This is a genomic window from Bacteroidales bacterium, assembly GCA_031275285.1.
Taxonomy (GTDB): Bacteria; Bacteroidota; Bacteroidia; order Bacteroidales; family UBA4181; genus JAIRLS01.
The window spans coordinates 34,861-58,132 of sequence record JAISOY010000042.1 but is presented as its reverse complement, the minus strand read 5'-3'; the positions used below and the strand labels follow the sequence as shown (position 1 = coordinate 58,132).

Here is a 23,272-nt window from a genome sequence, read left to right as displayed (position 1 = left end):
TAATTTTACCTCCAATGGTTGAGAACACTCCGCTGAGTTCAGTCCAGATTCGGGCAAGGAGGAAGTGGCCGTGACACCCGGTATGCCGAACTTAGCTGACAACAGATCAACTAAATACTTTTCGTTTACAATATAGGTATGTGAGTTTTATATTCATCTGCCAAATTACATATTTGGCTATATTCAGAACTGTAAAATATTTACCTTTAACTTTCATCTCTTATGTTCCGCTTAACAAGAGACATCGGAAATGATATATTATTTTAATCATTACCATATTCTAAAAATAATTGATATTTCAATCTTTTATAATGCATAATCCTTTTAAATTTTTAGCCAGGTATAATCTATCATGATATCTTTCAGAAATCTTAATAGTAATTCCCTTCAAACCGACACTCCTTACTCGAGTACTATAGTCACCTGTAACCGGTATCCCAAATATAGAATCTGGAGGGAAAAAAATTTTTAATTCTAATTTATATTTTTTCCCAGGTTTTATATTTGAACAATTACCTATTTCTGATGGATCCCTGTCTTGAATAATCTTAAATAAAGAATCATTTCTTACAGCACTTATTATATAATAAAACTTTTCTTTCTTTATATTCTTTATCTTATAAAATGACTGTTCTTCATTTTTACTGATTGGCTCGACTGATTTACAGGAATAACAGATGAATACTATGAATAACAATAACAAATATTTCATTTTTATTGATCTTTTGTTGATTTTATCATCTACCGAGAGAATGCCTGTGTGAGTTCTCACTAAGTTATTTTCATTTAAAATTACAAATAGATGTCACGTAACGCTATTTCAGGACGAGACACGTTACGGAGATACTGGAATTCTTTGCTTTCTGTCGGTTTACAAATGCAGGGTTTGACCATCAATTACCAATGTATTAAACCGAAAAGAAAGCTGTTCCAAGCCAGCAATCTCAAAAATATTCATTCTTTCTTTTTCCATTTGCATTGGTGTAGCCGTTATTATCATTTTTTTCAATGATTTAACAATATCCCTATTGTTCGGAATTTTACATATCACCTGTATTAAGAATGATTTTTGTGGTTCGATTATTTTGTAAAATGTAAAAAATAAATCCGTTTCAAATCCTATCAAGGTACTGCCATATTCGGTTATCACCCTTACTAAAGAAAAATCACTTTTAACCGAAAAAAAATAATTCCTAACTTTATCGCCAATAGACTTTTTTTGAATAGTAGTATCCTTTTCAAACCACAAAAGTATTTTTTCGCGAGTATCATTGTGGATATTCAATTGGATAATTTCGTATTCAACATCAGAAATGTAATATGTATATCTTGCTTCATTTATTTTTTGTGCGGAAGAGCTTACGCTTATTAACACAAAAAGCAAGCAAAATATCCAACTACCTATTTCCATTCCACTCTTCTTCCATATTTTTACCTTTTTCATTTTCATTTATTTACTTTGTGATGCTTTCCTTAGCTCAATATTTTCAAAGAACAAAATATCATTCACAAACATATGGATAAATTATATCAATCTATTCGCGTTTGTAACAACAATATCAACTGATATATTCCAAAAACAGATATAGCCACAGATTATACAGAACCAGGGAAATCATTTGAAAAACCAGTCATCATCAAATTTAATTTTATACCCTTTTGAGCTAAGCTTTACGCTTATCTTTTCCTTATCAGAGAAATTATATACTTCTTTATCCTTCTGATAGAATTTATAGACTGTTTCTGTCTTTTTATCCAAAAATATAAAAGCCCATGAACTTATTCTCGTTAAGTTGTTATCCAAACAAAAACGTACATCTTCTATTTTAATGGATCTGTTATATTTTCCTCTATATGAAACAGTACCTCCGCGCAGTATCAAAAAAGTACAATTTGATGTATCCAATTCCAACCTGGAATCCATCTCAAATTCAAAAAGAAGATCCTTTTGAAAAATATTTTGACAATTAGTATATCTTTCTGAAAAATTCTCATCAGGTAAATTATTCAGATAACCCTGGTAATCTTTTTTGGATATCCAGGAATTATTGGGTTCACGGTTACATGACATGTTGGTAATGACCAATAACAATATGTACAAAATATTCTTTTTCATTATCTGATGGGTATAAATTTTATCTTACCCGGAAAAACAACCGGGCTGTAGCCTGATACAACTCCTCTTACAGCCCCGTTAGGCGTAAAGGCTGCTCCGTCAATCATATGGATATTTGGCGGGTTTACCCGTCTTTCAAACGGATTGCCCAGGGTATAGGAATAATTGGTTCTCCTGCCGTATGCATATACCGTTGCTCCGGTAGCATCCGAAATGGATTGGGCGATACTGGATGTCCACATGGGCATTGGGTTGGTATAAGAATGATAACTATTATTTCCTAAAGCTGTCCTGCATGCATAAGATGTTATGGTCGAATTCGTGCCATCAAATGCTCCGCTGTTAAATTTTGTGACATTTCTATCGTTAAGCTCATATGCTGATGCTTGTTCTGTTCGGTATCCAAAGCCTATCGAGCCTACTTCACCATGCGAGAATATTTCCATATCCGTAATTAAGTCATTTTTTCTTGCATCGCTTAACTGTCCGTTTTCACTCGATTTTGAATTCACATAATTGATCATTTCATCTGCCGAATCAACCTTGATTAGGTTTCCTCCGTATTTCTCTACTGAACTTTCTATTTTTGAAATCTGTTTTTCCGTATAGTCTCCGGTAAACAATACCATACTCCGGCTTTCATCGGATTGGAGTAGCGACCATCGCCGCAGTGAACGGATTCCCTGGTTTGCAAACATTAGCTTATTGCCTCTAAGCCCATCGTATTGGGCGCCAATAATAGTAATGTTTTCCATACCGTCCGGATCAATATTTTTAAGCGGGTTATTCAATGTATATGTATAAGTGCTGATACCATAATATTGTTCCGCCAAAGGATCGGGTACCCACCAACGACCTATCGTATAATCTGACATTCTTGCTCCATGGTCGCCCCAGTTCAGGTTATGTTCCGTTTGCAACTCTTTCCTGCCGTACTTATAGAAATTACGCTCATTGACCGCTACAGGCATATAGCTCATATCCATCAGCATACCGAACGGATAATAATGGTTTTCCTCCAGTATGGGGCCGCTGGTATGCCTTAACTCTATATTATCAAAGAACACGGGGGTCTGTGCATCGTTGTAGGTAAATACCTCCAGGTAACCGCTTTCCTGTATGATCATCTGATCGCCGGATAACATTTGTATCCTATTGATCTTGTCCGATACCGGCAATACGCCGGTATTGGATTCCACTATCTCAAAGTTCCGGTTATACAGTACAAAATTCAGGCCGGAATTGGGTTCCGGGGAATCATCCTCTTCGTTTTTTTCCGGCAATGGCGCCAGTACTGCAGAGGTGCTTGCCGTAGCACCCAGGTCGGCGGCCAACGTGCTGAATTCCCCAGCGGCAAGAGCGGTATTTCCTGAGAGGGCAGCTATGGCGCTTCCCACCACCGGGGCAATATTCAGTCCGCTGCCCGGCAGGCTGCTGTCCATATTATAAAAGGCCTGCGCGGAAAGGGAAATGGTATCGCCCGCCATGACCTGCAACATCACCGAGGGGCCGCGGCTTTTTCCCGGTACTTTTGCCAGCTTGGTGTTTAGCGGGTTCTTGTCCGGATAATTATACGGCCGGTCGGCGCGGGTATTGTCTACATTGTTGAAATATTTGGTTTCTTCTATGGCATTGCTTTCTTCCATACTGGCGGTATAGACCTGTGTGCCGGACTGCCCGGTGGTAAGTACGACACGTACATTATCCAGGTGGTCGGTCAGGAAATAATCATAGATCCACTTGTCCCCGCTTTTACGGATACGTCCTTCGGGCATAGAGATGAATTTCAGTTCATCACCCTCGTATTCAAATCCGCTGATATAATGACGGTCCGTTGTGGTGCCGAACTGTTTCCGTATCCGCCGCCCGTCGGCCAGATAGGAATATTCCAGCTTCTTCCCGGTAGAGGCATGCTGTATTACCCCAGTCAGGTCCAATGTGTTGTACCGTATCCGGATATCCTTGTTCCTGTCTTCGATCAGTTTCCCGGAAGTGTCGTACAGGTATTTGATACCGGGCACGCTGTCCTTAAAACCAAGATCCTGCAATCCGTTGCTTAGGCTTTCAGTGATGTTCTGCAACCGGTTCCCGTCATAACTGTAGGTCAGGCTGTCGATGACGCCCCGCATGCCGTTGCGCTGCAGGGAAGTGATGTTGCCCATTTTGTCGTAGGTATACGATTCGTTATACCGGTTCTTGTACCGGTTATAACTCCGGTTGTTCAGGGTATCTGCGGCATAGACAGCTGAAGTGAGCCGTCCTATAGGATCGTAGGAAAAGGCGTAGGCATGCCCCCTTACAGCGGTAGCGCTGGTCCCCGGCGGCTTGGTTCTCCACCGGATACTGCTGATGTTCCCGTTGAACTGGGCCTTGGAAGTAACATCCCCTACTGTGGCGGTTCCGTTATGTATGATCCTCATGCTGAAGGCATCCTGCCGGGAACCTCCCGGGGCATTCCCGTCGTTGATACCTGTCAGCCATCCGCGGATATTGTAAGTGTAATCGATCTCCTGCAGCCAACTGCTGCCGTCCGTGCTGTGCAGCCTCTTCACCAGTAACTGTCCCAGGGGATTGTATGTGCAGCGGGTGGTAATGACGCTCTCCCCTCGGTCCATCCTATGACGGGTATCGGTAGGCCTTCCCACATGGTCGTATAGCTGTTCTGTCTGTACGGTCACGTCTTCCAGCGTACGTTCCGATGCGGTCAGTCGTCCGGTAAAGTCATAGGTGTTTTTTATCACATCTATCCCTTTGGCGGTTTGTTCCTGGGTTTGTACCATCCGGCCTTTCTCATCGTAGAACCATGCTGAATTATAAAATTCCTGGCTTCCGAGTACGCGTGTACGGTTTTCTGTAGGCAGCCCCCGGGTGCGGTTACTGCATCCGGAAGGAAGAGTGAAATTTTTATACAGGTCGTAATAATTGAACTGATGGATATCGGATAGAGTGACCTGCGGTTGGCAACGGTTGCTGTATCCTTCCAGTTCCCCGTCATCCAGGCGTTCTTCCCACTGATAAGCACAGTTGTTTACTAAGGACTGCCACACAGTCCGTTCCCGGTTATCGGAAATAACGCCGGTCATCACCGGTCTGTCATGGGCATCGTACTTGGTAAAACGCCACAGGACGCTGTCTTTTTGTGCAGCTGTACGGGTCATCACCGGCCGGTCCAGTTTGTCATACACGACATCCGTCCATCCTGCTCCGGGAATGTGTTTCCGGACAGTACGCCCCCGGCCGTCATATTTATAGGCATAGATCAGTTTCAGGAACACGTCATCATTCTCAGTGAAACTTCTCACATCATCCGGCACGCCCGGAGGAAGCACATAAGCCAGTTGATCGAGATGATCATAGATATAAATGGTATGGTACTCTGTATTGCTGTCATATTTTATCCTTTGTCGCACCGGCTTTCCCTGTTTATTTTCATACAGGATGGTGGTGAGGTTGCTCTCATCTGTAGTCTCGGTACGGTACAGGGAACCTTTGGCGTAGTAATTCCCGGTGGCCGCTCCTGTTCCGGTTATATTCCACATCCGGAACTCACTGGAGCCATTGGTCTTATAATACATCCGGAAGACCCTCCCTGTTTCGGGATGCCAGTCGCCACCGGGATTTCCCTGTTTGAGTACCCGGCTTAAAGGAGATGATTCAAAGACCGTGACGGCAAACGGAGTACTGCTCTTTGTCACGGAGGAGGGGCCGGTTCCGCCATTCCTGTAAAAATCCGCCTGTTCGGTAAGGGCGGCACTCCGGAAACTACCGGTACCATCTCCTGCCTCATAAGGAAGATATTTCACGGCTTCCCGTCCGAATCCGTCATAGGCGACGGGGGTGATCATATCTTTTCCGTCAGGAGAGCTCCCGACGGCCACATTCTGTATCGGCCGGCCCAGGCCGTCGAAATAGTCGATGGTTTCCAAGTAATCCGACGGACTACGACTATCACCCTGTATGGCAGACGTTTCTTCCTGCGGAATAATGGTATGCACATAGTTAAAGCCGGCACTTGGCGCTACTGTCCTGAAATAACCGTGAATATTCATTCGTATATCTCCGTCCGAAGCATATCCTTCGGATACGATATAATAGGTTCCTGCAGGAAGGTCATCCATTTTCAGGTAAGCCTGCCCCGGTGATTCACACCCGCCTTCTCCCGTATAATCCTCACTTCCGGTGATCAGGCTTCCGGCAGCATCCAGCAGGTACAGGCGGGTCTGGCTTATACGGGGGGAATTACAATGCGACATTTCTACATTCATCATTTTAGTGATACTAAAACGGTGGAATATATCGTTGGTGGGTAGTCCGGTATAATGATTACCGTAATTGGAAGAGTTACGGGTATCAGTATAATAGAACCCGGAACCAAAGGTCCCTACCTCGACGGGATTCTCCAGCCGGTCGCCCCTGAAATATCCCCGTATGGTAATATAAAATTCTTCATTGTTATCCGCCAGCATCTTATTCATCACATAATAGGTTCCCGGCGGCAGATTCCTGACGGATAGAAATGCCTGGCCCGCATTAACGGAACATTCCTTGTCACCGGGACGGACACCGCTTTCTGTCATATTTCCGCCATAGGCGTTCAGTAACATGATTTTTGTATCGAGTACTTCCGAACCGCAATGATCTATTTCGATATCCAGCCACTCGGTAGTGGTAAATTTATAAAACAGGTCCACTCCGTCAATCCAATAGTAAAAATTGGTATACAATCCTGATTGGGTTGTATCAGCAAAAGAAAAATCGTGGTTGTAGGTGCCTATATGGATGGCCGACAAGAGTTCATCCCCGGGTGTTACCGGTAAAAATCCCAATGATACCCTTGATGGTCCCCCGTAGAATCCCATATCGCTTCGCACCTCTCCCATTCCGGGAGGCCGTGACAGATCCTGAATGTATGGATGCCCTGCATCTATGCAAGGCGAGAATTCCGAAAGCCGGTATGTAGGGCCGGGATCGGATTCCTCAAAATCCGGTAATGCGTCTATCAGATTTCCGGCATACAATATGTTACTGCCCGAATACCGGTTCTTATTATAAATATCGGAATACTGCATGCTGATATAACTTCCCGTAGAATGATAACGGATTTCATCCGTTGTCTGCGGGTTATATAAGATACTATTACTGATCATCAGTTCTTTTAAAGCTGTACCTGTCAGATCGAAGGTACACGAAGCTTCATTGTCGGTGATCGTTACGTTGTTTACAGACACGACGCCCCCTGCCGAACCTGAAGGACGCATTTCTATCAATGAACCTCCTTCCACACGGTTGCCGAATATCAGCGAATTTTCCAGCGTGTAGACATGGGTCATATCGGAATAAATGACTGTGCGGGTATGTCGTGTCAAAACAAGATGGGAAAACCTGGGGTATCCGCCATTGATCAGAATTCCCGTTTCCCCTCCGGTAATTTTCATTCCATGTAATTCAGGCGAACAGGAATAAATGTAAAAACCAAGGCCGGAAGGCCGGATCACCACCGCTGACGGATCTTCAACATTACCGATCAGAAAGACATCCTTGTTGATATAGATCCGGCCGGTATGATAGTATGTCCCGTTTTCCAGTTTGATCGCATCTCCTGCCGAAGCTGCATTTATAGCTGCCTGTATACTGTAAAACGGGGCTTGTTGTGTCCCGTTGTTGTCATCATTTCCTCGGGGAGACACGTACCACCGGTAAGTAGTGGGAAGAGAAGCGGCATAGGCGGCTCTTTCTCCCGTTTTAGCCAATGATCCTATCCGGGTGTCCAACTGCGTCCGGCGTTCCCCGGAAATTGCCGGATCCCTGGACTCTTTCAACAATTGAAGTATCTGCTTCATTGTTGCTGTATCGCATCCGACACCCGTCATGCCTGATATTTTTTTCATCCATTCGTCATTAGCGGCCACAGAGTCGGACGGAATACTTCCCTGTCCGCTTATGTCCATAGACAGGCATAAAAATATGAAAAGGCACCAAAAGAGCTTATGGATAGAATCAGATAATAATCCTGCTGTCATGTTCATACGGGTTAAAAGTTGATTACTGCGCATAATGGTACCTGAGTTCTTTCAGTATATGGTTATTTTCGTCCTTCATACGGACAAGCCTACCGAAATCATCATATTCATAATAAACGATACGCCCCGAAGGGTCTGTTTCTGAAGTGATCCCGGTCAACGGCCTGTAGGTATACGAAGTGATCATGGCGTCTTTGATATGGGCATGTTCCCTGTTCCTTAAATCATTGAATATCTCCCGTACCTGATCATCTCCGGGGTAATTATCCAAAAGAGACATCCTTACCGCACCGATAAGACCGGCTACTACGGTATAATAATCACCGGCAGCAGTATGGCTTTCAATCTTAGCTACGGGATATTGCCCTTTATATCCCCATATATACACAATGACGGGGCCTCCTTCAAGGGATACGCATGTGGGATTACCATACCGGTCATAACTATAATAGCGTATGCGCGTTTCCGTTTCATGGTTGTCGCCGGTATTGGTCATCACACTTTCCGGCCTGGCGCTCCCGCCGAACATTCCGTATATAACGGAAGTAGTGATATTTTCGTTTCCGGTGCTCCTGGAAGTACGCATTAAGGTATTGATCCTCCTGTCCTGGATCAAACGATTTCTGGCTGTTTCCGCCCCTCCTGTGAAAGTCAGGTCATGCGGGTATTTATAATCATATACGATTTCTTCCCCCTCGCTTCCTATGGTTAACATACGGTACGGGAATAACAGATCGGATGAGTTGTCAAACAGATAGGTTTTCAGGGTATTCAATTTATTTCCGCCCAATATTTCCGTTGTATTTTCGGAAATTACCCGTTCCGCACCGGTAGAGATCCGGTAAGTAATATGCTCAATATTTTCATCATATCTATTGTCTCCCCCGGATAAAATATTTTTGTGCCGGTAGGCCAGTCCCGCCTGAATATTCTGCTCTTTGTACTTTTTATATCCGTACGTAGTACGAGAAACAGTATCTCCGGCACTGTTCAGCATTTCTTTTTTGGCTAGCTTACCGAGCATCCATCCGGCCCGGCTGTTAAGAATAATATTGGTTTGTCCGACTCTTTCCAAAGGATACAAAGTAGCAGCACTCTGGTCGTAGGTATAAACGGTTTTTCCCAATGTACCGCTTGGTCCTGAACTGTATTCGGTAACCTGTGCGTATACGACCGGAACCCCATTGGAATAAAACAGATCCGTCAAAGTAGATGAATGGTAGGTTCTGTACCGGGTTTCACATCCGGCAGATTTATAATAATTTTTCTGTTCGTAACAATAATCGCTTTCAGTAATATTCCATCGGGGAATTCCTGCTCCATATTCAAATCTCCGGAACAGATTTTGTCCTGTCACAGGATCATGGTCCCGGATGCTGGCGATCCGTAAACCGCCACAGTATTTCAATTGATTGTTATTATCCCTGTACCGGTTCATTTCATAGAAAAAATGAGTAGTTCCCCCGGTAGGATATTCTATCCTGTTCAGTATGCCGCATTGCATGGTGTATTCGTTCGGTTCCTTATGCGCCCTTCCAATCTGGAAAGTAACAGGGTAACCATCTTTAGTGGCTTCTACGTTACAGAGTGGTACCGCCGTTTTATTGTAAAGGTTTTCCCCCCTGGACTGGTCAAAATTATAATACCCCCAGTGGTCGAAATCCTTACATACTTCCGGATCAGGAATACCATCCGAATAATAACCGAACCTATAGGTTTCTACGGTATCCCTGCTCCGGTCTTTAATATGTACCGCATCCAACCGGCTACGCCGGTTAACGGCTGTTGCCATCCCGTTAGGGACAAAAACATCAAAATAGCTCCTTTCAAATGCGATCTCCCTGATTAAGTTATCCTGTTTGTCAAATACTTCAATGGACTTTAAGTTGGTTTCCGGTTCCATACTATTGGTTTCTTCTATAGAAAACAGCACCTTTCCACCCCGAAAAGTGATCTGGTATAATTTTTTCCCATTTATCCGGGTTACTTTAGAAAAATACTGAGGGTGAAAATGGTCACAAACTACACTATCTAACTGATTAGCTGCATTGAGACGCCATAGACCCGGATCCCGGGAAGCAGCCGTTTTATAGACAATAATGGGGAAAGTTGTTCCCGAACATCCTGTAATATCTGATGGGGTGCAATATCCACTGGGACGATCCTCTACAGTGATCATATCTACATTATTATATATATTTTCTACCGACGATCGATATGAAAAGTGTATGGTATCGCACTTATCCGGAGAGATGATTTCCGTGGCTTTCCAACCCGTAACCTCTCCCGGGTCCGTCAGGGTTCCGCTATATTCCACATGAACCGTGTTATTCAATGTAGTACCGAACCTGTAATAGACTCCTGCCTCATCTGTAATTTCTATTTTGGCGCGATTGGCAGGAGAAAATGATACATGTATGGGCTCATAGGGATGGGTAACGATAGTTGCCGGATCGTTTGTTTCCACTTTCTTTTTAAACATGAATCCACCGCTTTTATCCAACAATCTGTAATAAAACTCATCCGGCTCTTCATCCTTATCCCCGTCGGCTAACTTGATCAGGTAATCCAGATTACTCAATATATGGCTTCCGTTAGCCGTATATCCGATCTGGCTTTTTTCATCCGGATTCCCTTTGATGGATCTGGATATACCCGGTTCTGCATTCAATGTCCAGCCCAACCCGATCCATCCCGGATTCTCATTTACTTTAATTCCGGAAGCATGGTAGCTTAAAGATATAGGCAAAGTAAGACTTCCTGTTTTTATTTCATAAAGCGGTATCTCAATTTTAGTTAACCCCGTACTGTAGTCCACCGGATAATTGATATATTTAGCCAGCGCCGCCGCTTCCGGGGAAGCGGGAATTACATCGGGTAAGGCAACAGAAATCTCCTGAGCACCACAATATATACTTAAAAACAAGAAACAGGCAATTAAAAATTTGTTATTTCGAATCTTTCTCATCATGTATCATTTTATCTATCATCCAATTTTTGGAGGATCATTTATACCAATAGTTATTTATGTTATCCCGCTAGTCATTCTATCACAAAAACTCAAGTTCTAAATAATAAGTAAACCCGGTAAGCCAACAAATATATATAATTATACGATATACTCCAAATTCATCTGATCAATCAAATACTCTTTATGATCCGGATGGTTCACCGAAATGATGATAATCCCGGCCGGTTTTTCCTGTTTTTTCCACATCCGGTCACGGCATTAAAACTTCCATCCCATTTTCCACAGAAAAGCATTGCTATGCGGTACCTGCCTCTTATGCAGGAAATCGTAAAAGACGGCGACATTGCCTTTGGCTTTCTTCCCGATCCGGTATTCTTTGGTGATGCCTAACAATAGGGCCGACCGCCAGGCGCTCTTGAAATGTTGACCGTCTTTGGTGTCTATGGATGACCGCCAGTTACGTTCGAAGCCGGGCTGTACCCCGAAACCCCATTTGATGAGATAATTGAAGAAGACTCCGTATCCTGCTCCGGCATGGGAAAAACGGATGTGACGGATGTCTTCTCCCAGGCCGAAACGGTAACTGCCGGTAATACCGGTACTGATCTTCCGGCTGATATGATAACCGATCTGTATGCCGGCGGTTCCTGACGAGGGAAGATGGTAGGTGTTTTTGTTGAACTGAAGGTCGAACCCTACATCGACTCTTTCCCAGAAGCTTTTGGTCTTGTAGGGGTTGGGGACAAAGCCGGGGAGCTGGGAGGCATTGTCGATGTTACCGCCTTCGCCTCCGGACAGCGTGCCTAAGAGTTCACTTCCTTTGGACTGGGCATCCTTGATCAGCTGAGTGGCATTGGGGTCGATTGAACCGGCCTGGCTCTGCATCATCTGACGGATCATCTCTTTGGGTTGCATCTTTTCGGGATCCTGTGGTTTGGCGGGTAAACTGGCCATGAAACTGCTCCACTGGGGGTGTTGCTTCAGGGCATCGGTCAACTGCTGGTCAAGCGTGGAGGGGTCACGTATGATCTGGCGGTATTTATTGACTTCTGCGGTATAGTAATAGCTTTCTTTTTCCATTTTTTTGATGATGCGCTGGTTACGCGCGGTGCCCTTGGCGCATTGCTTCCAGTTACCGGTACGTTGGTGTAACTGGTTTTTCATCTGGGATGAGGCATGGATGCTTTGTTTGGTCTTATCTATCCCGGACAGGCCTTCCTGGACCTGGGAAGGGGGCGCTATCTGGGTCTGTCCGCTGAATTGATAGGCATTTTTCAGGTTATCCAGATGGGGCTCATTTCCCAGTCCTGCATCTGTGGAAACGTCTATTGGGGCGGCTAATGGTGCGGGAATGGAATCCATATCTTTGGATAAACGTTTTTCGTAACGCTGCATGCGTTTACGGGATTTCTTTGTCCGACGGTCATTTTTGCGGGTGAATTGCTTCATACGACCGGTACTTTGCTGGATGGAACGGACAGCATCTTTCTGCGGCAACTCTTTTATACGGCCGGCTTCCTGTTTGATAGAACGGGTAGCCTCATGTTCCGGAAGTTGTCCATACATGATACCGGATAACAGGATAGATAGCAATGTCGCAATAGAAAACTTCATAAGTAAACTTAATAAAACCTTAAACCTGTAATTGATATATCTTTAGCAAAACTTTAGTGTTATGTAAAAAGTATATCCCCATAAGTATGACACCATACTTCTTTACACAACTAAATTTTATTTTGATTGGTTTAGCTGGGAAAGGTCTCAACCAGCACTTCCCAAAAGGGAAAATCCCTTCTTTACCAACTTTACTAAAACCAGCTGCTAATATAGATATAAAAATCACAAAACATATTTATTTCCAAAAAAAGTTTACAACCAAAAAGCAATGGCTAACTTTTCATTCTGTATCAGAATCAATCCCATTAAAAAAATCAATGGCATTTCACACTAAAATACCCATACTAATCAATCAAAGATTTCATGGTAGGAAGATTCATCTGTTTTTCTCTAAAATAATTTCCTTTCGAACAATCTTTTTGTTTTCTTTGTAGAATCGTTTACTTTGGCAATAAGCAAACGAACATTTTTGTTCATTAAACCCGGATGGCTGACTATGATTGCCATCCTTAAATAAAATTATTTTAACAAATGAAGTTAGATGTCTTGTTAGGGCTCCAATGGGGCGATGAAGGAAAAGGAAAAGTAGTGGATTTTTTAACCCCGCATTATGATGTGATCGCCCGTTTCCAGGGAGGTCCCAATGCAGGTCATTCCTTGGAATTCAACGGTATCAAGCATGTATTACACACCATTCCTTCCGGGATCTTCCATCCCGAAAAGATCAACATCATCGGAAACGGCGTGGTGATCGACCCGATCATTTTCAAAAAGGAAATCGACGGGTTAAAAAACAGGAAGGTAAACCTGAACAACCTGTACATTTCCCGGAAGGCGCATCTGATACTGCCTACCCACCGGTTGCTGGATGCTGCTTCGGAAGCATCCAAAGGAAAATCCAAGATCGGATCGACCCTTAAAGGGATAGGTCCTACCTACATGGACAAGACCGGCCGTAACGGGTTGCGCGTGGGGGATATCTTTACCTCCGATTTCAAAGCGCGTTACCAGACCCTGCTCAACAAACATCTGAATTTACTGAAACAATACGATTATCCCGTCGAATACGCGAAGGAAGAAAAGGAATGGTTCGAAGCAATCGACCTGCTCCGTTCGTTCACGGTGGTAGACAGCGAATATGTCGTCAATCAATACCTTCTGGACAAGAAAACCATTCTGGCGGAAGGAGCTCAGGGTACCATGCTGGATATTGATTTCGGCTCCTATCCTTTTGTCACTTCATCCAATACCGTCTGTGCCGGCGCATGTACCGGACTGGGCGTGGCACCTGCCAGGATCGGAAAGGTATTCGGTATTGTAAAAGCATATTGTACCCGCGTAGGCAGCGGTCCTTTCCCAACGGAACTGCTGGACGAAACGGGTGAGCTATTACGGAGGAAAGGTAATGAGTTCGGTTCGACTACGGGCCGCCCGCGCCGTTGCGGATGGCTGGACCTGCCCGCCCTGAAATATTCCATCATGATCAACGGGGTAACCAACCTGATCATGACCAAAGCGGACGTGCTTTCCGGATTCGACAGCATTAAGGTATGCACCCATTACCAGATCGACGGAAAGGTAACGGACCAGGTTCCTTTTGATGTCAATGCAGAGATCATTCCGGTCTATAAAGAAATGAAAGGATGGTCGAACGACATCACCGGCAATTCGTCATACGACAGCCTGCCTGCCGAACTGAAGGATTACGTGGCTTTCATAGAACAGGAAACAGGGGTTCCGTTCCATATTATTTCGGTAAGTCCCGACCGCGACAAAACCATCATCCGGTAAGTCGCCGTCTCATATCATACGCAGGTGTTGTCCGGTTTGTATCCGGGCCCTGTTGATGTATCAACCTAATAAAAGACAGACGTATGTTTACACCCGACACCTACCAAAAACGCCGCGAAGCATTGCGGAAAATATTATCGTCCGGGATCATTTTTTTCCCGGGAAACACGGAAGTCCCGTTCAACTATCCTTCCAATACCTATTCTTTCCGGCAGGACAGTTCGTTTTTGTATTTTTTCGGGTTGAATGAACCCGACCTGGCGGCTGTCATAGACCTGGATAATGGTTCGGACTACCTGTTCGGCAATGATTCTACGATGGACGACATCATCTGGATGGGAGAACAACCTTCTATGAAGGATAAAGCGGCATCGGCAGGCGTCCACCATTTTAAGTCTTACAATGTTTTGGCGGAAACATTACAGCAGGCACAAAAGCAAGGCCGCCGGATCCATTTTCTTCCACCTTACCGTGCCGAGAACAAGATACTGTTGTTGGACATACTGGGTATCCCGCCTTCCGAACAAAAAGAAAAGGCATCGGTGGAGCTGATCAAAGCCGTGGTGCAATTACGTTCGGTAAAAGAAGACCAGGAAATCGGACAGATCGAACAGGCCATCGGAACCGCTTACAAAATGCACACCCATATCATGAAAAATGCCCGGGCGGGGATGGTGGAAATGGAATTATCGGGAGCTATTGAAGGAATTGCCCTGATGGGCGGAGGACCGGTAAGTTTTCCGGTTATCCTGAGTGTGAACGGACAGACCCTGCATAATCACTACCATGGAAATACCATGCAGGACGGACAAATGCTGCTTACTGACGCCGGATGTGAAACCGGCATGGGGTATGCCAGTGATATCACACGAACCGTACCTGTCAGCGGGAAATTTGATGAACGCCAGAAAGTCATCTATAACACAGTATTACAAGCCAACCTGAAAGCTATTGAAATGTGCCGCCCCGGAATACTGTACCGGGATGTTCACCTGGCAGCGGCACGGGTAATCACCGAAGGGCTGAAAGAAGCGGGAGTCATGAAAGGAAATACGGACGATGCCGTGGCGCAGGGGGCACATGCCCTCTTCTTCCCGCACGGACTGGGACACATGATGGGGCTGGATGTACATGACATGGAAAACCTGGGAGAAAATTATGTCGGATATGATGATGAAGTGGTACGTAGTACCCAGTTCGGTTTTAAATCCTTACGTATGGGCCGCCGGCTTCAACCGGGATTTGTTGTGACCGATGAACCGGGCACTTACTTTATCCCTGCATTGATCGATCAATGGGAAGGAGAAAAAAAATTCACCGACTATATCCGTTATGATGCATTGAAGGCTTACCGTAATTTCGGAGGTATCCGTATCGAGGATAATATCCTGGTTACTGAAACAGGTTGCCGTGTACTGAGTAACAAGATTCCCAAAACCATAGAAGAAATCGAAGGAATCAGGTATTCATAGATTGTCCGGATTCTGAGAATAAGATAAGAACCACACCATGAAATATCCACAAGTATTATTGTCCACCAACCGTAATGAACATAATATGGATATTGTATCAGACCTTAAAAATATTTTTTACAGATGAAAAAAATCATCACATCCCTCTTTTTGTGTTTGTTATTGGCACCTGTTTTCGGGCAAGGCGTCAAGTTCGGGATATTGCTTGAACCAACCATTTCCTGGCTAAGGTCGGACATCCCTGCCGTAAAACGGGAAAAAGCCAGGCTGGGTATCAATATCGGACTGGCTGTCGATTACTATTTCGCTAGCAATTATGCTTTCGCTTCCGGCATTTCCTTATTTTTCACAGGAGGCACCCTGTCTTATGAAAACGGAACGACACTGAAGGCAAAAGGAGATACTGACGGTACCGTATCACCCGGCGGCAACGTATTGTATAAATTACAATACCTGAAAATACCTTTGGGATTAAAGCTAAGGACCCACCAAATCGGCCGTTTCAGATATTTTGCCGACCTGGGCCTTGATCCGATGATCAAAATACTGGCCCGCGCCAATTATGAATCATTTGATAATGTCGGGATTGGAAAAAGCATCAAGGGAATGGCCCTGGGATATCATATCGGCGGAGGCATGAAATATTCGCTCGGTGGAGATGCATCCCTGATATTCGGACTTACATATATGAATATATTTACAGACATCACTTCGGATTCAAAAGACAGGATTTCCAGCAATAACCTGGTGATACGATTTGGTGTATCTTTTTAATTATTTTATTGAAAATTGCACATTGAAAATTTCAATATAATTACCTTGTCAAAGGTGTCAATAAGATTATTGGAAACCACATAAAATATTCAATGACTATTCCAGTTTTAGACCATATCACTACTTTCCTGTTTGATTTCGACGGAGTAATCGCCGATACTGAAAAAGGACGTTATGAGGCCTATTGCGACATACTGGCAGAATATGGTTATGATATGCGCAGCCGTTGTACTGTCTTTGACCTGGTAGGATTGACCGGCGATGGGTTCATGAGCAAATTCTTCCCTGAAATTCCGCCTGATCAAGTCAAAGAAATCGTACACCGTCGGCAAAGTCACTATATGGAACACCTCGATAAGTATTGTATCCCTTTCCCCGGCATGAAATCCACCATTACCGATCTCAAGCGAAAAGGGTATTACCTGGCGCTGACCACTGCCAACGCTACAGCCGTAGCCAGAATACTGCTGGACGTGGTGGGCGTTGCAGATATGTTTGATGAGGTTTGCGGACGGGAAATATGTGAGGATCCGGTGACCAAGGTGAAAGATTACAGCCGGGTACCCAAATATATCGGAAAAACCATTCATGAATGCGTTGTGATCGAGGATTCTCCGGTAGGCGTAGCAGGAGCCAAAAGATCTGGTTTTTATTGTATTGCTTTTGAACACTTTGAGGATCGCGTGATTATAGAACAGGCTGATGCCATTATGCACGACTACAATGATTTACGAAATTTATTGGGATTAAATACCATAGACCTCAAATCTTGATACATGGATGTAACGAAAGAATTTAAAAAGTTTTTCAGTAATTCTGATGCCCTGGTAAAATTGATCATCATCAATGTTGCCGTATTTGTCATCTACCATATCATCCAGCTATGTTATGTCCTGTTCGATGCCACCAGTCATTTCCCGCTGGACGCATGGCTGGCCGCACCTACTGATCTCCAGGCACTGTTAACCAGACCATGGACATTGATCACCTATATGTTTACCCACAAAGATATTTTACATCTCTTGTTCAACATGTTGTTGTTGTACTGGTTCGGACGTATTTTCCGACTTTATTTCAGCAACAGCCAATTAGTCAATGTGTTTATCCTGGGTGGATTATCTGGCGTAGCCCTGTACATTGCTTCCTATAATATTTTCCCCATCTTTGCCACAGCAAAGTATATTTCCACCATCATCGGCGCTTCGGCAGGAGTATTGGCTGTGGTACTGGCCATATCCTGTTATGTCCCCAGATATTCCATCAACCTGCTCTTTTTCGGACCGGTGCGTCTGATCTATATTGCCGGGTTTGCCATATTACTCGACATCATTTCCATATCCATGAACAAAGGAAATATGGGAGGACATATCGCACATCTGGGAGGCGCTTTCCTGGGTTACATGTTTGCGCTCAACATCCGTAAAGGTAAGGATATCACAAGCTGGCTCACCAGATTTTTCAAATGGTGCAAAGACTTGTTCAAGCCGAAACCGAAAATGAAGGTCAATTATAAAAAGCCTTCCACGGACGACTGGGAATACAACAAGCAAAAAAAGGACAATCAGGCGGAAATCGACCGTATCCTGGACAAAATATCCAAAGGCGGGTACGACACCCTGACCAGGGAAGAAAAAGAAACCCTGTTCAATCAAAAAAACAAGTAACAGGTATTGTACTTTCACCATTAATATATCCAACCATTGAAAAAACTGATCCGTTTTATCCTTATCACCATCAACCTGGTTGCAGCAGTATGCTTACTGCTAGCCTACCTGTGCTGCTGGATAAGTCCGGAAAATGTCTGGTGGCTCAGCTTTTTCGGCCTTGCTTATGGATACCTGATGGTCATTCTTCTATTTTTCAGCATTTTCTGGCTTTTTACCAGTAAAAAGAAATATGCACTGCTATCGCTGGCTGTTGTTTTACTGGGCTGGAACAATATCTGGCAGAACATCCAGATATCCGGAAAAAAGCTTCCGGATAAGGAACTGGAAAATAGTATCAGGATATTTTCCTTCAATGTGCATGCCTTCAGTCAAAGTAATGAAATGCAGAAAAACGGAAAAAAGCTGAATATCTATGACTACATGAATGAGACGGGAGCTGAGATCATCTGTATGCAGGAATTTGCCGATTATTCGAAAAATCCTGAATTTGCAGGGAATATCAGTAAAAAACTCAATAAACCCGATTATCATACGGAACTACCTACCGGGGCCATCGGAATAGCCACTTACAGCTCTTATCCGATCATACGAAAAGAATTGATTTTTTCAGATAAATCCACTAATGCATGCATGTGCAGTGATCTTCTGATAAATGGGGATACTGTCCGTATCTATAATGTCCACCTCAAGTCTATCGGATTTACCAAAGAGGAACGAGAATTATTGAATAATGCCCTAAAAAAGGAATATGACGATTCGGACGTCCATACACTTAAAGGTATTATACGCCAGATGAAAAATGCTTATATCCGCCGTGCACAACAGGTAGATATCTTGAAAGAACACGTTGACCGGTCGCCATATCCGGTCATCATCTGCGGTGACTTCAACGATCCTCCGACCTCCTATTCCTACAAAAAAATCAAAGGAAAAAGAAAAGATGCATTTGTTGAAGCGGGTAAAGGCAGAAGTGCCACCTACCATATCGGTCGTATATCATCACAGCGTATCGACTATATCCTGCATTCTCCTTCGTTCAGGGCCTATAATTACGAAAGCCCCCGTGTCCGCCTTTCCGACCATTACCCGGTCATGTGCCATTTGGTGAAACGTTAGCATAAAATCCAAATAACCCTGATTACATACTTTCAAATTTTTTGATGTCTCCTATTTTCCCAAATACCAGCAATACATCTTTCTCCTGAAGCGGCGTTTGATCATCGAATTTCGGCAGCAGTTTTTTTGTCTGACGCGTTGCCCCCAACAAATTTTTCTCCGTATCATTACGCTTAATGGCAATGAGCATCAGTGAAAAATTTTCATTCAAATGAATGTCTTTCACAGTCTGTCCGACATAAATAGCCGGCAAAGGTATTTCAGCAATGAGAGACTGGTCATCTACAATATATACATCCGAAGCTCCGGCCACTTCAATCCGTGATGCATACGTCCCTGCATATTCCTGTTCAGGCATGATGATCTCATCTACCCCTATTGCTTCCATTACTGTTTTATGAAGCGGGGAAACTGCCCGCCCCACCAGCCTTTTAACTTTATGCTGTTTCAACAATGCAATGATATGAATAGAGGCTCCAAAATCTTCTCCTATCGTCACAAATACAGTATCTGCGTCTTTCAACGGAAGTACATTCAGGGCATTCTGGTCGCGCGAGTCAAGCGCTATAGTGGTAGCTACAGTTTGTTTCAGGTCTTCCACTTTCTGCGGATCAATATCCACACCAATTACTTCATGCCCCATGGCTGTAAGTTTTTCCGACAAAACCGCACCGAAATGCCCTAATCCTATCACAATGTATTTCATTTATATTACTGCTTTTAAGGTTAAAAACGAACTATGAACTATAAATGATGAACTTTTTAACTTTCCTACTTTTTAACTTTCTGACTTTGATCATCCAACCATCACCAGCTCCTGCGGATAGGTATATTTTTTATCGCTATACTGCGGCATCAGACCGGATAAAATGGTCAATGCCCCTACTCTTCCGATGAACATGGTAAATACAAGCACCATTTTACTGAAATTACCCAGCTCCGGAGTAAGGTTAAGTGTCAAACCCACGGTACCCAACGCCGAAACACATTCGAAAAATACTGCCGTAAGTTCTACCTGAGATTCAGCCATTGAGATGCAAAATACACTCAACACAATCCAAAGGATAGAAATGGCTATCACGGCAAATGCCCTGCGGATCGTCGTATGACTGATCTCCCTACGGAAAACCTCCATTTTCTTTTTTCCTCTTGCCACATTAAAGATATTCATGCAAGCAATGGCAAAAGTCGTGGTTTTTATCCCTCCTCCAGTAGACATGGGAGAAGCACCTATCCACATCAATATAATTGTTAGCAGGACGGTGGCCGGCATCATTGCCGTAAGGTTCACTGTATTAAATCCGGCAGTACGTGGCGTAACCGCACCGAAAAAAGCGGTTGCCAACTTTCCGTCCCAGGATAATCCTTTGAGCGTATGGTTATATTCCAGGATCATATAGCAGGCAAATCCCAGCACTAACAGAATGACCGTAGAATATAAAGCAATTTTGGTGTTTATATAAATGATCTTGGTGTGTATCTGTTTTTTCTTTTCCCCGGTAAGCCGTAACCATATATTATGAACGAAATATCCTACCCAACGGTAACAATTTGCGATAATGGGAAAACCCAGTCCGCCGAACACAATCAACAATGCGATAAGGGTATGCAGCCTGTAATTGGTGGAAACCAAAGGATCAACCAAGTTTCCGGATAGAGTGGAAAAACCGGCATTACAAAAAGCCGAAATAGCATGGAAGAACGAGAAAAATACTTCTTCACCGAAACCCATTCCTAAAGTTCCTTTTATGCTGAAAAAAACCAGCACGGCGCCAATCAGTTCGATGCCGAAAGTTGTAATCATAATACTCATCAATGTTCTGAAAATACCACTCAGGTTCTCCTCATTTAACATATCTTTCAATACCAGATTATTCTGGAAGGAAGAATGCCCCATCCATGAAAGTGCAAAAAAGCTGGTAAAGGTCATCACACCAATTCCTCCGATCTGGATCAGTATCAGAAGTATCACCTGTCCTGTAAGCGTAAAATCAGAAGAAATACTCAATACATTCAGCCCTGTCACACAAACGGCGCTGGTAGCTGTAAACAATGCGTCCACCAGCGAAATGCCGGAAACGGTGGAACGGGGTAATATCAACATAACCGTACCAAGTATGATGATAAAAATAAAGCTATAGGCGAACAGTAAGCCAGGTGGAATATGCTTGTCCATGATTCCGAGCAGGCGTTGGGATAACTCAAGCATACTGAATATCAACAACAAGGCATACATCATGATTGATGAGGTAAAAATCTGGACAAAAAAATGACCGGAAACTCCATGATCAGAAAAATAGTGTATTATCAGGGTAATCAGTAATAAAAGATAAATGAGTATCCCTATCCAAAATCCTTTTCTCTTCAATATTTCCTTAAACTCCTTGATCAGATTAACCGAATATTTAATGAAAAAAAGTGTCAGGATCAGATAATAAAAACGGCGAACCGATAAATGCCTGGAAATATCCAGGTCAAAGCCGAATTCATAAATGATCAGCAATAAGGCCGACAGGGCCAATAATGAAAATACCGTACGCGTAAAATACAACAGTATCTTCTGCAGATTGATAAATAAAAACTTAATCCTGATCCAGTAACGTTTCAGTTGTTCCATGCGTGATGAGCACCCGGTGCTATTTATTGTTTTCTTAAGTCAGATTGATAAATTGATTACGTTTATTAAATATGACTTTAGTTATTTGCTATTACTTAATAAAGAATCGTGGTTGTATTTCCGGCACAAATATAAAACATATCTTTATCTGCTCAACGGAATGAAACCGAATTATCTGAAATATATGGCTACCCGCCCGATATTCCATGGAAATTTTCCGGATGCTTTTGAAAACAGTTTTTTTTCCTGTTCTATATCGGTTTTTCTTTATACTTTTGACCCTTATTATTATAAAATCATAAAAAATCATGAGGAAGAATATCATAGCAGGCAATTGGAAAATGAATAAAACCCTTGCCGAAGGAGTTCAGTTGGCAAAAGACATCAAAGCAGCTGTAGATGCGGCCGGAAGCATTCAATGCGACGTTGTTGTTGCCCCCCCTTTCCTGCATCTGACAGAAGTATCAAAGGTGGTAGGTAGCAAAATCGGTGTTTCCGCACAAAACTGTGCTGCCGAAGCATCCGGTGCATATACCGGTGAAGTTTCCGCAGCCATGATCAAAAGCGCCGGTGTTAATTATGTAATCATCGGACACTCTGAGCGCCGTACCTATTACGGGGAAACCGATGCCATCCTTGCAAAAAAAGTGAAGCTGGCACTGGAAAATCAGTTAACGCCTATATTCTGTGTTGGTGAAGAATTGGCACAACGTGATAGTGGAAAACATTTCGAAACCGTATACGGCCAATTAAAAGATGGATTATTCGACCTCTCTGCCGATGATTTCAAAAAGATCGTTATTGCTTATGAACCGGTATGGGCCATCGGAACAGGACGTACTGCCACACCTGAACAAGCCCAGGAAGTACATGCCTTTATCCGGAAATCCATTACTGAGAAATACGGCGAAGAAGTAGCAAAAGGGATTACCATACAATATGGCGGCAGCATGAACGAAAATAACGCCAAAGAACTGCTCGCATGTCCTGATATCGATGGTGGACTGATTGGTGGTGCATCGTTGGTTGCAGAAAAATTCATTAAAATTATTACATCGTTTTAATTACAGCAAGTAATCAGTTACAGATTGATACCACAACATGGTATCAA

General features: G+C 43.5%; 15 protein-coding genes. 7 read left to right on the top strand and 8 right to left on the bottom strand.

Annotation, left to right across the window (positions count from 1 at the left end; all coding sequences use genetic code 11):
- Positions 1-298 precede the first annotated feature (298 nt).
- From LBQ60_04065 to LBQ60_04040, 6 genes are all read right to left on the bottom strand, one after another.
- Positions 299-772: a hypothetical protein gene (locus tag LBQ60_04065; protein ID MDR2037078.1), complete on the bottom strand. Its 474-nt coding sequence runs from the start codon at positions 770-772 to the stop codon at positions 299-301.
- Positions 773-871: 99 nt separating this feature from the next.
- Complete coding sequence (locus LBQ60_04060) at positions 872-1,444, bottom strand: hypothetical protein (protein MDR2037077.1); 573 nt, start codon at positions 1,442-1,444, stop codon at positions 872-874.
- Positions 1,445-1,615: 171 nt separating this feature from the next.
- The gene (locus tag LBQ60_04055) at positions 1,616-2,116 is read right to left on the bottom strand and encodes a hypothetical protein (protein ID MDR2037076.1); all 501 of its coding nucleotides are present in this window, start codon (positions 2,114-2,116) and stop codon (positions 1,616-1,618) included.
- Complete coding sequence (locus tag LBQ60_04050; protein ID MDR2037075.1) at positions 2,116-8,142, bottom strand: DUF6443 domain-containing protein; 6,027 nt, start codon at positions 8,140-8,142, stop codon at positions 2,116-2,118. Before LBQ60_04050 ends, LBQ60_04055 begins: the two co-directional genes overlap by 1 nt.
- Positions 8,143-8,158: 16 nt before the next feature.
- Positions 8,159-11,062 carry an RHS repeat protein gene (locus LBQ60_04045; protein ID MDR2037074.1) on the bottom strand — a complete coding sequence of 968 codons (2,904 nt, stop codon included), beginning with the start codon at positions 11,060-11,062 and terminating at the stop codon, positions 8,159-8,161.
- Positions 11,063-11,365: 303 nt separating this feature from the next.
- On the bottom strand, positions 11,366-12,721 hold the full coding sequence (locus tag LBQ60_04040) for a hypothetical protein (protein ID MDR2037073.1): 1,356 nt from the start codon (positions 12,719-12,721) through the stop codon (positions 11,366-11,368).
- Between the two features lie 534 nt (positions 12,722-13,255).
- On the opposite strand from LBQ60_04040, the gene LBQ60_04035 reads away from it, so the two are divergent.
- The 6 genes from LBQ60_04035 to LBQ60_04010 all read left to right on the top strand — a co-directional run bounded on the left by LBQ60_04035 (position 13,256) and on the right by LBQ60_04010 (position 19,544).
- Positions 13,256-14,515: an adenylosuccinate synthase gene (locus LBQ60_04035; GenBank protein MDR2037072.1), complete on the top strand. Its 1,260-nt coding sequence runs from the start codon at positions 13,256-13,258 to the stop codon at positions 14,513-14,515.
- Positions 14,516-14,598: 83 nt separating this feature from the next.
- A complete protein-coding gene (locus LBQ60_04030) occupies positions 14,599-15,987 on the top strand; it encodes an aminopeptidase P family protein (GenBank protein ID MDR2037071.1) in 1,389 nt (462 codons plus the stop codon).
- 123 nt (positions 15,988-16,110) lie between these two features.
- A complete protein-coding gene (locus LBQ60_04025) occupies positions 16,111-16,761 on the top strand; it encodes a PorT family protein (GenBank protein ID MDR2037070.1) in 651 nt (216 codons plus the stop codon).
- Positions 16,762-16,853: 92 nt separating this feature from the next.
- Entirely contained in the window at positions 16,854-17,534 is a 681-nt protein-coding gene (locus LBQ60_04020; GenBank protein ID MDR2037069.1) for an HAD family hydrolase, read from the top strand.
- Between the two features lie 3 nt (positions 17,535-17,537).
- Positions 17,538-18,425 (top strand): rhomboid family intramembrane serine protease, encoded by an 888-nt coding sequence (locus LBQ60_04015; protein MDR2037068.1) that lies wholly within the window; start codon positions 17,538-17,540, stop codon positions 18,423-18,425.
- Positions 18,426-18,461: 36 nt separating this feature from the next.
- Positions 18,462-19,544: an endonuclease/exonuclease/phosphatase family protein gene (locus LBQ60_04010; GenBank protein ID MDR2037067.1), complete on the top strand. Its 1,083-nt coding sequence runs from the start codon at positions 18,462-18,464 to the stop codon at positions 19,542-19,544.
- 22 nt (positions 19,545-19,566) lie between these two features.
- Here the strand turns inward: LBQ60_04010 and LBQ60_04005 are convergent, their stop codons facing one another.
- Together LBQ60_04005 and LBQ60_04000 are read right to left on the bottom strand one after the other, a co-directional pair.
- Positions 19,567-20,250 carry a TrkA family potassium uptake protein gene (locus tag LBQ60_04005; GenBank protein MDR2037066.1) on the bottom strand — a complete coding sequence of 228 codons (684 nt, stop codon included), beginning with the start codon at positions 20,248-20,250 and terminating at the stop codon, positions 19,567-19,569.
- 90 nt (positions 20,251-20,340) lie between these two features.
- On the bottom strand, positions 20,341-22,161 hold the full coding sequence (locus tag LBQ60_04000; protein MDR2037065.1) for a potassium transporter: 1,821 nt from the start codon (positions 22,159-22,161) through the stop codon (positions 20,341-20,343).
- Between the two features lie 308 nt (positions 22,162-22,469).
- Here LBQ60_04000 and tpiA point away from each other — a divergent pair, with 308 nt between their 5' ends.
- Positions 22,470-23,225 carry a triose-phosphate isomerase gene (gene tpiA, locus LBQ60_03995; GenBank protein ID MDR2037064.1) on the top strand — a complete coding sequence of 252 codons (756 nt, stop codon included), beginning with the start codon at positions 22,470-22,472 and terminating at the stop codon, positions 23,223-23,225.
- The last annotated feature ends 47 nt before the right edge of the window (positions 23,226-23,272 follow it).

Bases quoted from the DNA above. Each gene is read 5' to 3' on its own strand.
- LBQ60_04015 (MDR2037068.1), top strand. From the start codon at position 17,538: ATGGATGTAACGAAAGAATTTAAAAAGTTTTTCAGTAATTCTGATGCC.
- LBQ60_04020 (MDR2037069.1), top strand. From the start codon at position 16,854: ATGACTATTCCAGTTTTAGACCATATCACTACTTTCCTGTTTGATTTC.
- LBQ60_04050 (MDR2037075.1), bottom strand. From the start codon at position 8,142: ATGAACATGACAGCAGGATTATTATCTGATTCTATCCATAAGCTCTTT.
- LBQ60_04030 (MDR2037071.1), top strand. From the start codon at position 14,599: ATGTTTACACCCGACACCTACCAAAAACGCCGCGAAGCATTGCGGAAA.
- tpiA (MDR2037064.1), top strand. From the start codon at position 22,470: ATGAGGAAGAATATCATAGCAGGCAATTGGAAAATGAATAAAACCCTT.
- LBQ60_04025 (MDR2037070.1), top strand. From the start codon at position 16,111: ATGAAAAAAATCATCACATCCCTCTTTTTGTGTTTGTTATTGGCACCT.
- LBQ60_04060 (MDR2037077.1), bottom strand. From the start codon at position 1,444: ATGAAAAAGGTAAAAATATGGAAGAAGAGTGGAATGGAAATAGGTAGT.
- LBQ60_04005 (MDR2037066.1), bottom strand. From the start codon at position 20,250: ATGAAATACATTGTGATAGGATTAGGGCATTTCGGTGCGGTTTTGTCG.
- LBQ60_04000 (MDR2037065.1), bottom strand. From the start codon at position 22,161: ATGGAACAACTGAAACGTTACTGGATCAGGATTAAGTTTTTATTTATC.
- LBQ60_04040 (MDR2037073.1), bottom strand. From the start codon at position 12,721: ATGAAGTTTTCTATTGCGACATTGCTATCTATCCTGTTATCCGGTATC.
- LBQ60_04035 (MDR2037072.1), top strand. From the start codon at position 13,256: ATGAAGTTAGATGTCTTGTTAGGGCTCCAATGGGGCGATGAAGGAAAA.
- LBQ60_04055 (MDR2037076.1), bottom strand. From the start codon at position 2,116: ATGAAAAAGAATATTTTGTACATATTGTTATTGGTCATTACCAACATG.